We start from the raw sequence: 10546 nt of genomic DNA on the forward strand, positions 1-10546 counted from the left end.
CAATTTATGGTTCCAAATTGACCTTTGACTGTATATACTCACAGCATAACTGTATAAACACCCAGGGGGCGGAATGAAAGCGTTAACTACCAGGCAGCAAGAGGTGTTTGATCTTATTCGGGATCATATCAGCCAGACCGGCATGCCACCGACTCGTGCTGAAATTGCTCAACGTCTGGGGTTCCGTTCTCCAAACGCCGCTGAAGAGCACCTCAAAGCGCTCGCCCGTAAAGGCGTGCTTGAAATTGTCTCCGGTGCCTCACGTGGCATCCGTTTGCTGGTGGAAGAAGTCACCGGTATTCCGCTGGTTGGGCGTGTTGCTGCGGGTGAGCCACTCTTGGCACAACAGCACATCGAAGGTCACTACCAGGTCGATCCATCCCTGTTTAAACCTAATGCCGATTTCCTGCTGCGCGTCAGTGGTATGTCTATGAAAGACATCGGTATTATGGACGGTGACCTGCTTGCAGTTCATAAAACTCAAGATGTGCGTAATGGCCAGGTTGTGGTCGCGCGTATTGATGATGAAGTGACTGTTAAGCGTTTGAAACAGCAGGGTAATACCGTTCATCTTCTTCCCGAAAACAGCGAATTTGAACCGATTGTGGTCGACCTGCGCGAGCATAACTTCTCTATTGAAGGGTTGGCTGTTGGGGTTATTCGCAACGGCGACTGGCTGTAAATCTCTTTAGGTGATGTGCATGCACAATGCGCATCACCGTCTTCATTCTCTTTGATCTCCTTCAGGAGAGGTCATGCAATTATTCTCCACGGCGGATCGTGCGCTCTGGCGCCTCGCTTTACCCATGATTTTCTCCAACATTACCGTTCCGCTGCTTGGCCTTGTCGATACGGCAGTTATTGGCCATCTCGATAGCCCGGTCTATCTCGGCGGTGTCGCTATTGGTGCGACGGCAACCAGCTTCCTGTTCATGTTGCTGCTTTTTTTGCGCATGAGTACCACGGGCTTAACTGCTCAGGCTTTTGGTGCAAACAATCCCTCAGCGTTAGCGCGTGCACTGGTGCAGCCTTTACTGCTGGCATTAGGGGCGGGTGTTGCGATTGTCCTGCTACGCGAACCCCTTATTTCACTGGCCCTGCACATTGTTGGCGGGAATCAGGATGTGCTCTTTCAGGCGCAGCGTTTTCTTGAAATCCGCTGGCTGAGTGCGCCTGCTTCACTTGCGAACCTGGTATTGCTTGGATGGCTGCTGGGCGTGCAATACGCACGGGCCCCGGTAATCCTGTTGGTTGTTGGTAATGTGCTCAATATCGTGCTGGATGTGTGGCTGGTGATGGGGCTGCATATGAATGTTCAGGGCGCTGCACTGGCTACCGTGGCGGCTGAATACGTCACCTTTATCATCGGCTTGCTGATGGTGAAAAAGGTTATGGGCTTGCGTGGCATCAGTTTTGAGATGCTCAGACTGGCCTGGCGCGGCAACGTTCGGCGTTTACTGGCGCTAAACCGTGACATCATGCTGCGCTCTTTGCTACTGCAAATTTGCTTCGCATCCGTGACTATCTTCGGTGCTCGCTTAGGCAGCGAAATTGTCGCCGTCAATGCGGTGCTGATGACGCTACTGACGTTTACGGCTTATGCACTTGATGGCTTTGCGTATGCGGTTGAAGCCCATTCCGGACAGGCTTATGGCGCAAAGAACCGCGGCCAGCTTCTCGAAGTTTGGGGTGCTGCATGCCGCCAGGCGGGTTTAGTCGCGCTCATGTTTGCCGTGGTGTATGCCCTGTTTGGCGAGCAAATTGTTTCACTCCTGACTTCTTTACCTCAGTTACAACTACAGGCTGATATCTACTTAAACTGGCAGATAGTTTTGCCGGTCGTCGGGGTGTGGTGCTATTTGCTCGATGGAATGTTTATTGGTGCAACACGGGGTGCTGAGATGCGAAATAGCATGGCTGTTGCGGCGTTGGGTTTTGGCCTTTCGATGTTCACCGTGCCATATTTAGGCAATCACGGGTTGTGGCTGTCTGTGGCGGTATTCCTTGCTTTGCGGGGGCTGGCTTTAGGTTGGATTTGGCGTCGTCACTGGCAGCAAAATACCTGGTTTAACAATGTACAAAGTTAAGCCGTATGGTTAAAGATTCTTAGTTTTCTCCGTACCGCCATATCCTTGACTACAATTATTATCACGTCCAGCAGATAGAGTGGTGTTGGCCAAATGGCAGCACATTGGACGTTGGTAATTTTTTAGCAGTTCTTTCCCGAACGATGAGGATATTATTATGAATAAAGACGAAATCGGCGGTAACTGGAAACAGTTTAAAGGCACAGTAAAAGAGAAATGGGGCAAACTGACAGATGATGATATGACCGTCATCGAAGGGAAACGCGATCAGCTTGTCGGTAAGATTCAGGAGCGTTACGGCTATGAAAAGGACAAGGCAGAGGATGAAGTTGTTGATTGGGAAACTCGCAACAAATATCGTTGGTAATTAGCTTCCCTCAGATGTGTTAACTCTCAGCCCTGCCCAGGTACACGGATGTACCAAATCTCACTAGCGCGATTTTTTCTTGCTCTGAATTGAATGGTCATGCCCGCAAGCATCCGGGTGGCTACAGGCTTCAACTTCTGCACATCCGCTACATAAACCATGCGCTTCAATGACATTATGATGCAGAGCAAACCCTAAATGGGCTGCCAGCTGATGCATGATATCTTCCACACCTTCCGCACTATGTTCCTTCACCGCACCACATCGGTCGCAAATAAACATCGCAGATGAATGAGTTGGCTGATCAATCAGATTACACAACACATAGCTGTTGGTGGACTCTACCCGGTGTACAAAACCTTGTTCCAGAAGAAAATCGAGCGCACGATACACCGTCGGGGGTTTGGCTTGCGGTTCACTGGCACGCAATAAATCCAGCAAATCATAAGCGCTGATTGCTCCCGCCTGCTGCGTCAGCAAACGCAACACTTCAAGGCGTTGTGGCGTCAGGCGCACATTACGCTGCTCGCATAGTTTTTCAGCCTGCGCTAACACGTTTTGTGAAGTCGTGATGTCCATCAGCATTCCCCTGTAGATTAGCCCTACACTCTATCACAACGCGCTAAAAACGCCGAGTGGTGCGCCATGTTGGCCATATCTTTTGAGATGACTATCCCGGAGTTTGTTATGAATAAACCTGATTGCATTCGCCATTGGCAGGACCTGGAAGGTGAGGATGATTCTACTTATCCGGGCAACCCTGAGCTTTTTTCTATTGGCGCACCGCTGGCTCGTAAACTCGGTTTAACGCGGCTGGGGATTCATCATGAGCGCCTGCTGCCTGGCCGCCGCACCTCTTATCCCCATGCGGAAAGCAGTGAAGAAGAATTTGCGTATGTGCTCGAAGGGCATCCGCAGGTGTGGATTAACGGGCATCTTTACCCGCTTGAACCAGGCGATAGCGTCGGTTTCCCGGCTGGAACCGGTATCTGCCATACCTTTATCAACAATACAGAACATGAAGTCCGGTTATTAATTGTGGGTGAAGCCAACAAAGCTGAAAACCGTATTTATTACCCGTTAAACCCAGGATATGCCGCGCAGCGTCAGGATCGCTGGATTGATCACCCACCACAATTTTTCGGCCAACATGATGGTCTCCCTTCACGAAAACCAAACGGTAAACTATAAATAAGGCTGCAAAGGAATTTTGAACTGATAATCCTGATGGATAGAAACAGGATTTCGATGGGCGAAACAGCTCACTTTTTAGCTTTTTATTCACAGCAATAGTCTGCCTCTGTTCAGTCATAACTGGGAGGGCAAGTTATTACATCCGATTAACATACGGGCAGCGGTGAATGAAAAAAATTAAAACTTTGGTGGCGCTTAGCGCTGCATCTTTATTTGTGGCAAATCCGGCCTCTGCGGCGGGTACCTGGGCAGAAGCGCGTAGTGATGCAATGGGGGGAACGGGAGTTGCCTCCGCAAGTTACGGAAGTGGAGTTCTCACTAACCCTGCACTGCTGGCAAAAGCAAAGCAGGATGACACGATAACGGTGATTCTACCTGCCGTCAGCGCACAAATTACCGATAAAGATAACCTGCAAGATCAGATCGACGACATCAGTAACAAAGTCGATAACTACAAAAACGTTATCGACGATCTCACCTTGCAGGATATCCTTTTCAACCCCAATGGTTCGCTCAATCAGCTTCAGGGTGCCGCAGGTGATCTGGCTGGGGAACTGGAAGATCTGAAAGGGAAAACAGCAAACGCGAAAGCGGGTGCGAGTATTGCCGTCAGTATTCCAAACGACGTGCTTTCAGTGGCTTTTGTCGCAAAAGCCTATGCACGAGCGCATGTTAGTTCTTCCATTGATCAGCAAGATATCGATTACCTCAATAGCATCGCAGGTTCTCGGGCAGTGGCCGGGGGCGTTGCGTTAGATGCCGCTATTAATGGCTCCGATGTTATTACCAGCAATCTGAACTCTACGGCTTCTGGCCGTGCAGCTATTGTCTCTGACTATGGTGTGGCGCTTGCGAAACAGTTTGATTTGGGCGGCGTACCCGTCTCTTTTGGCGTTACGCCAAAGCTGCAAAAAACCTGGCTGTATAATTACACCACGTCAGTCTATTCCTACGACAGCAACGACTGGAACAGCAGTCGTTACCGCAATGATGATACGGGTTTCAACGTTGATGCAGGTGTTGCCGCCGATTTCGGCGAAAACTGGACGGTGGGTTTGAGCGGTCAGAACCTGATTTCGCGTGACATTGATACCAAAGATATTCTTATCACCAATGGCAGAACCGGCGAGACGGTAAACTACAAAGACACTTACCAGATTCGCCCGTTAGTGACCGCAGGCGTTGCCTGGCATAACGACCTCATCACCCTCAGCGCCGATGGCGATCTCACCGAAACTAAAGGCTTCAAAAGCGAAGAAGACTCGCAGTATGTTGGCGTCGGTGCTGAAATTACGCCGCTGCCATGGCTTGCCGTGCGTGCGGGTTATCGCGCAGATGTAAAATCAAACGACAGCAATGTCTTTACCGGTGGTGTTGGCTTTGCGCCATTCAATCGTGTTCATGTCGATTTAATGGGATTGTATGGCGAAGACCAGACATGGGGGGCAGGGGCACAGCTGAGCGTCACTTTCTGATGAAAATAGCCGCCGGGACGAGCGGGTGTCCCGGCGCTGCTTTATGCTATAGTAGCGACCCTTTTTTAACCGTAGCCCGTAAACGCCCACAGCCTATGTCCTCACAAATCAGCCAGACTCCTTTCCAGCCACATCGTTTTTCTATTGCGCCGATGCTTGACTGGACCGATCGCCACTGCCGCTACTTCTTGCGTCAGTTATCAAGCCAGACACTGCTGTACACCGAAATGGTGACAACCGGTGCGATTATTCATGGCAAAGGGGACTATCTGGCATACAGCGAAGACGAGCATCCTATCGCCCTGCAATTAGGGGGGAGCGATCCGGCTGCACTGGCTATTTGCGCAAAACTGGCGCAAGAGCGCGGCTACGATGAAATTAACCTGAACGTGGGTTGCCCGTCAGATCGTGTGCAAAACGGTATGTTTGGTGCATGTCTGATGGCGGATGCACAGCGGGTTGCCGACTGCATTAAAGCGATGCGCGATGTGGTGTCTATTCCGGTCACTGTCAAAACGCGTATCGGCATTGACGACCAGGACAGCTACGAATTCCTCTGTGATTTTATTGGCACGGTAGCCGGGAAGGGCGAATGCGATATGTTCATCATTCATGCCCGTAAAGCCTGGCTTTCGGGTTTAAGCCCGAAAGAAAACCGCGAAATTCCACCGCTGGATTACCCGCGCGTTTATCAGTTAAAGCGTGATTTCCCGCATCTGACAATGGCGATTAACGGTGGGATTAAAACGCTGGAAGAAGCCAAAACGCATCTGGAACATATGGATGGTGTCATGGTCGGGCGCGAAGCCTACCAGAACCCTGGTTTACTGACGGCAGTTGATCGGGAGATTTTTGGCCTGGAGACGCAGGAAGTCGACACCGTAGCAGCAGTGCGCGCCATGTACCCGTACATTGAACGCGAACTGGCGAACGGCACTTATTTAGGCCACGTTACGCGCCATATGTTAGGCCTGTTCCAGGGCATCCCCGGAGCGCGCCAGTGGCGTCGTTACCTGAGTGAAAACGCCCATAAAGCCGGTGCTGGAATCGATGTTGTGGAACATGCGTTGTCATTGGTTGCCGACAAACGCTAGGTTTTGTTTGTAATAACCCATCTAATTGCTCAGGTATTGCGGAGTTGATCACAACCTCGCATCTTTCTGGCTAAGTTTGCGGGTCGCGGGATATCAATTATTTACCAAATCTGACAATATTACCGGGTTGCAAAAAAACGAATTCATCGCGCTGTACCCTACATACCGTGCGAACAAAAAAAGAATGGGCTTCCTAAGGGAAGCCCAAATTCTTTTATGGAATCAGTAAACTAGAGCCTTCTGTGCTACGGCTCTCCAGTGTCTGATGCGCAAGAGCAGCATCGCTCAAAGCAAACTTCTGGGTTTCAGCCACATCCACTTTAATCACGCCGCTGGCAATCAACGAGAACAACTCGTTGCAGGCTTCTTCCAGCTCTTCGCGCGTGGTCACGTAACCATTGAGTGATGGCCGGGTAACATACAGTGAGCCTTTCTGGTTGAGAATGCCGAGGTTTACGCCTGTCACTGGGCCAGACGAGTTACCAAAACTCACCATCAACCCCTGCCGTTGAAGGCAATCCAGCGACGCCTCCCAGGTATCTTTCCCTACAGAGTCATAAACGACCGTCACTTTTTTGCCGCCTGTAATCTCTTTCACACGGTCGACAAGATTTTCTTCGCGGTAGTTAATGGTCTGCCAGGCACCGGCATTTTTGGCGCGTTCCGCTTTTTGTGCTGAACCCACGGTACCAATCAGTTTTGCGCCCAGCGCTTTGGCCCACTGGCAGGCGATGAGTCCAACGCCACCGGCTGCTGCATGGAACAGGAAAACTTCATTGGCTTTGATATCGTAAGTTTTACGCAGCAGATAATAGACCGTCAGCCCCTTGAGGAATGACGCGGCGGCTTGTTCGAAAGAGATAGCATCAGGAAGTTTCGCGGCTTTATCTGCCAGCACATTATGCACACTGCTGTACGCGCCAAGCCCGGACTGCGCATAGACAACACGATCACCTACTTTAAGATGTGTTACCGCACTACCAACTTGAGTTACCACGCCCGCCGCTTCTGTTCCGAGGCCGCTTGGCAGCATCGGTGGTGGGTATAAACCGCTGCGAATATAGGTGTCGATGTAATTGATACCTATCGCTTTGTTTTCGACCTGGACTTCGTTTTCTGCGGGTGCGGCTGGGGTGAACTGAGCAACTTTTAAGACTTCTGGCCCGCCGTGCTGACTAAATTCAATGCGTGTTGCCATGAGAACTCCTTCTGTTTCCTCGGAGGGAGATAGAGTAAACTCTCGTCTCTCTTATCTGATTTTGGTAACTCCCTCACTATGGCAGGAAATAAACCCTTCAACAAACCGAAAGAACCCCGCGATCGTCAGATGGAAGGGCTGAAAATGCCGCCACATTCTCTGGAAGCGGAGCAGTCGGTGTTGGGCGGTTTAATGCTGGACAACGAACGCTGGGATAACGTTTCCGAGCGCGTCGTGGCTAACGATTTTTTCAGCCGTCCACACCGCATGATCTTCACCGAAATGCAGCGTTTGCTCGAAATGAGCAAGCCAATCGACCTGATCACGCTTTCTGAATCTCTGGAACTTCAGGGCAACCTGGAAAGTGTCGGTGGTTTCGCCTATCTGGCCGAATTATCAAAAAATACCCCAAGTGCGGCAAATATCAGCGCTTACGCCGATATCGTGCGTGAACGTGCCGTAGTTCGTGAAATGATTTCTGTGGCGAATGAAATCGCCGATGCCGGTTACGACCCACAAGGGCGCACCAGCGAAGATTTGCTCGACCTGGCTGAGTCACGCGTGTTCCAGATTGCTGAGAGCCGTGCGAATAAAGACGAAGGCCCGAAAAGCATCGACCAAATTCTTGAAGCGACAGTCTCGCGTATCGAAACGCTTTACCAGACGCCACACGATGGCGTAACGGGCGTGGACACTGGCTATCAGGATTTGAACAAGAAAACGGCTGGTCTGCAAAAATCGGATCTGATCATCGTGGCGGCGCGTCCGTCGATGGGTAAAACCACCTTTGCGATGAACTTGTGCGAAAACGCCGCGATGTTGCAGGAAAAACCGGTTCTCATTTTCAGCCTCGAGATGCCAGGCGAGCAGATCATGATGCGTATGCTGGCGTCGCTGTCACGCGTCGACCAGACCAAAATCCGTACCGGCCAGCTTGATGACGAAGACTGGGCGCGAATTTCCAGCACCATGGGCATCTTGCTTGAAAAACGCAACATGTACATTGATGACTCATCCGGCCTGACGCCGACGGAAGTGCGCTCCCGAGCGCGCCGTATCTACCGCGAACACGGCGGCCTGAGCCTGATTATGATCGACTACCTGCAATTGATGCGCGTACCGTCACTATCGGACAACCGTACCCTGGAAATCGCCGAGATTTCGCGCTCACTAAAAGCGCTGGCAAAAGAGCTGCAAGTCCCGGTCGTTGCGCTCTCGCAGCTGAACCGTTCCCTGGAACAACGTGCAGATAAACGCCCGGTGAACTCCGACTTGCGTGAATCCGGCTCCATCGAGCAGGATGCCGATTTGATCATGTTCATCTATCGTGACGAAGTTTATAACGACAACAGTGACGAGAAAGGCATCGCGCAAATCATCCTCGGTAAACAGCGTAACGGCCCAATCGGCACCGTACGCCTGACGTTCAACGGCCAGTTCTCGCGGTTCGATAACTATGCTGGCCCGCAATACGACGAAGACTAAATCCTCGTCATCCTTCACGCTGCAAGTGCGTTGGCTGCACTCGCTTACTCCAATCGCTTACTTGTGTAAGCTCATGGGGATTCACGAGTTTGCCGCCTTCTTGCAGCCCGAATGATTTAGAGGATTTGGGCATTCCAATTCCATATACAAAAATTTCGCAAGGATCGAACATGCAAGCGGCAACCGTAAAAATTAACCGCCGCGCTCTGCGACATAACTTGCAACGCCTGCGCGAACTGGCTCCAGCCAGCCGTATGGTGGCGGTTGTGAAAGCAAACGCATATGGGCATGGTCTGCTCGAGACTGCCCAGACACTTTCTGACGCCGATGCTTTTGGCGTTGCCCGCCTTGAAGAAGGCGTGCGCTTGCGTGCGGGTGGGATCACTCAACCCATTCTGCTGCTGGAAGGATTCTTTAATGCCAGCGACCTCCCGACTATTGCCGAACAGAATTTCCAGACAGCTGTCCACTGCATCGAACAGCTTGAAGCGCTGGAACAAGCCGAGTTAAGCCATCCGGTAACGGTGTGGATGAAACTGGATACCGGCATGCACCGTTTAGGCATCTTGCCTGAAGAAGCTGAGGCGTTTTATCAGCGCCTGTCACGCTGCAAAAATGTCAGCCAGCCGGTAAATATCGTCAGCCATTTTGCCCGTGCAGATGAACCAGAATCTGACGCCACGCTGCGCCAGCTTGATATTTTCAATTCGTTTACCGCAGGCAAGCCAGGGCAGCGTTCTATTGGCGCATCAGGCGGCATCCTGTTGTGGCCTGACTCGCATATGGACTGGGTGCGCCCAGGTATCATCCTTTACGGCGTTTCACCGCTTGAACAAAAGCCGTGGGGCGTAGATTTTGGCTTCCAGCCAGTGATGTCCCTGACTTCCAGCCTGATTGCGGTTCGCGCGCATAAAGCGGGTGAAGCGGTCGGTTACGGCGGTACCTGGGTTGCTGAGCGTGATACGCGTTTGGGTGTTGTGGCGATTGGTTATGGCGACGGTTACCCGCGTGCCGCACCATCTGGCACACCCGTGTTGGTTAATGGCCGTGAGGTGCCGATTGTCGGGCGTGTTGCCATGGACATGATTTGTGTCGATCTCGGCCCCAACTCAGAAGAAAAAGTGGGTGATAGCGTGGTGATGTGGGGCGACAACCTGCCGGTTGAGCGCATTGCTGAAATCACAAAAGTGAGTGCTTACGAACTTATCACGCGCCTGACGTCAAGGGTTGCGATGGAGTATCTGGATTAATTTTCTTGTCTTCCCCTTCACCCTCGGGGCTGTCTCTTAGTCTCATCTTTTTAAGTAGGGAGACTGTTCCGTTCACCCGATGTTCCGTGTTTCATATAGCTACTGTACCGGTGAACGACTTAGGGTGGCCACCGTCGCCACCCTAAGAACCCAGACTCCCGGCAAATCAATCGCCGCAAGCGGTAAACACCGTTTTTCACCCAACATTCAGGGTCGTTCGCGACTCGTTCCCGACGATCGCTCACTCACGTGGCTCCCGGCCACGTGACCCCGACTGAAGGGTGAAAAACGGCGCGATTGAAGCCGGAACCGAAGGTCAATGTCAAAACCCAAAGACAGCACCGAGCAGGTTTTGACCTTGTTCCCGGTATAAATTGCCCCAGTGTTCCCCATAAA

General features: G+C 51.6%; 10 protein-coding genes. 8 read left to right on the forward strand and 2 right to left on the reverse strand.

Annotation, left to right across the window (positions count from 1 at the left end; all coding sequences use genetic code 11):
* Positions 1-73 precede the first annotated feature (73 nt).
* The 3 genes from lexA (at position 74) to M975_RS20405 (ending at position 2454) form a co-directional block, all read left to right on the forward strand.
* Complete coding sequence (lexA, locus tag M975_RS20395) at positions 74-682, forward strand: transcriptional repressor LexA (protein WP_064515371.1); 609 nt, start codon at positions 74-76, stop codon at positions 680-682.
* 73 nt (positions 683-755) lie between these two features.
* On the forward strand, positions 756-2087 hold the full coding sequence (dinF, locus tag M975_RS20400; protein WP_064561707.1) for an MATE family efflux transporter DinF: 1332 nt from the start codon (positions 756-758) through the stop codon (positions 2085-2087).
* A gap of 157 nt (positions 2088-2244) precedes the next feature.
* Complete coding sequence (locus tag M975_RS20405) at positions 2245-2454, forward strand: CsbD family protein (protein WP_064561708.1); 210 nt, start codon at positions 2245-2247, stop codon at positions 2452-2454.
* A 63-nt stretch (positions 2455-2517) separates the two neighbouring features.
* On the opposite strand, the gene zur is transcribed toward M975_RS20405, so the two are convergent.
* Positions 2518-3033, reverse strand: coding sequence for a zinc uptake transcriptional repressor Zur (gene zur, locus M975_RS20410; RefSeq protein WP_064561709.1), 516 nt, complete (start codon positions 3031-3033; stop codon positions 2518-2520).
* 108 nt (positions 3034-3141) lie between these two features.
* Between zur and M975_RS20415 the strand changes: the two genes are divergently transcribed.
* From M975_RS20415 to dusA, 3 genes are all read left to right on the forward strand, one after another.
* Positions 3142-3645, forward strand: a complete 504-nt coding sequence (locus M975_RS20415) for a cupin domain-containing protein (RefSeq protein WP_064561710.1) — start codon at positions 3142-3144, stop codon at positions 3643-3645.
* A 170-nt stretch (positions 3646-3815) separates the two neighbouring features.
* On the forward strand, positions 3816-5123 hold the full coding sequence (locus M975_RS20420) for a conjugal transfer protein TraF (RefSeq protein ID WP_064561711.1): 1308 nt from the start codon (positions 3816-3818) through the stop codon (positions 5121-5123).
* A 95-nt stretch (positions 5124-5218) separates the two neighbouring features.
* Complete coding sequence (gene dusA, locus M975_RS20425) at positions 5219-6217, forward strand: tRNA dihydrouridine(20/20a) synthase DusA (protein ID WP_064561714.1); 999 nt, start codon at positions 5219-5221, stop codon at positions 6215-6217.
* Between the two features lie 214 nt (positions 6218-6431).
* Here dusA and M975_RS20430 read toward each other — a convergent pair whose 3' ends face one another.
* On the reverse strand, positions 6432-7415 hold the full coding sequence (locus M975_RS20430) for a quinone oxidoreductase (protein ID WP_064561712.1): 984 nt from the start codon (positions 7413-7415) through the stop codon (positions 6432-6434).
* 78 nt (positions 7416-7493) lie between these two features.
* Between M975_RS20430 and dnaB the strand changes: the two genes are divergently transcribed.
* Positions 7494-8900, forward strand: a complete 1407-nt coding sequence (gene dnaB, locus M975_RS20435) for a replicative DNA helicase (protein ID WP_034492420.1) — start codon at positions 7494-7496, stop codon at positions 8898-8900.
* A 170-nt stretch (positions 8901-9070) separates the two neighbouring features.
* Positions 9071-10150: an alanine racemase gene (gene alr / locus M975_RS20440; protein ID WP_064561713.1), complete on the forward strand. Its 1080-nt coding sequence runs from the start codon at positions 9071-9073 to the stop codon at positions 10148-10150.
* The last annotated feature ends 396 nt before the right edge of the window (positions 10151-10546 follow it).

It is taken from the genome of Buttiauxella brennerae ATCC 51605, assembly GCF_001654925.1.
Lineage (GTDB): Bacteria > Pseudomonadota > Gammaproteobacteria > Enterobacterales > Enterobacteriaceae > Buttiauxella > Buttiauxella brennerae.

Bases quoted from the DNA above. Each gene is read 5' to 3' on its own strand.
- lexA (WP_064515371.1), top strand. From the start codon at position 74: ATGAAAGCGTTAACTACCAGGCAGCAAGAGGTGTTTGATCTTATTCGG.
- dinF (WP_064561707.1), top strand. From the start codon at position 756: ATGCAATTATTCTCCACGGCGGATCGTGCGCTCTGGCGCCTCGCTTTA.
- M975_RS20405 (WP_064561708.1), top strand. From the start codon at position 2,245: ATGAATAAAGACGAAATCGGCGGTAACTGGAAACAGTTTAAAGGCACA.
- zur (WP_064561709.1), bottom strand. From the start codon at position 3,033: ATGGACATCACGACTTCACAAAACGTGTTAGCGCAGGCTGAAAAACTA.
- M975_RS20415 (WP_064561710.1), top strand. From the start codon at position 3,142: ATGAATAAACCTGATTGCATTCGCCATTGGCAGGACCTGGAAGGTGAG.
- M975_RS20420 (WP_064561711.1), top strand. From the start codon at position 3,816: ATGAAAAAAATTAAAACTTTGGTGGCGCTTAGCGCTGCATCTTTATTT.
- dusA (WP_064561714.1), top strand. From the start codon at position 5,219: ATGTCCTCACAAATCAGCCAGACTCCTTTCCAGCCACATCGTTTTTCT.
- M975_RS20430 (WP_064561712.1), bottom strand. From the start codon at position 7,415: ATGGCAACACGCATTGAATTTAGTCAGCACGGCGGGCCAGAAGTCTTA.
- dnaB (WP_034492420.1), top strand. From the start codon at position 7,494: ATGGCAGGAAATAAACCCTTCAACAAACCGAAAGAACCCCGCGATCGT.
- alr (WP_064561713.1), top strand. From the start codon at position 9,071: ATGCAAGCGGCAACCGTAAAAATTAACCGCCGCGCTCTGCGACATAAC.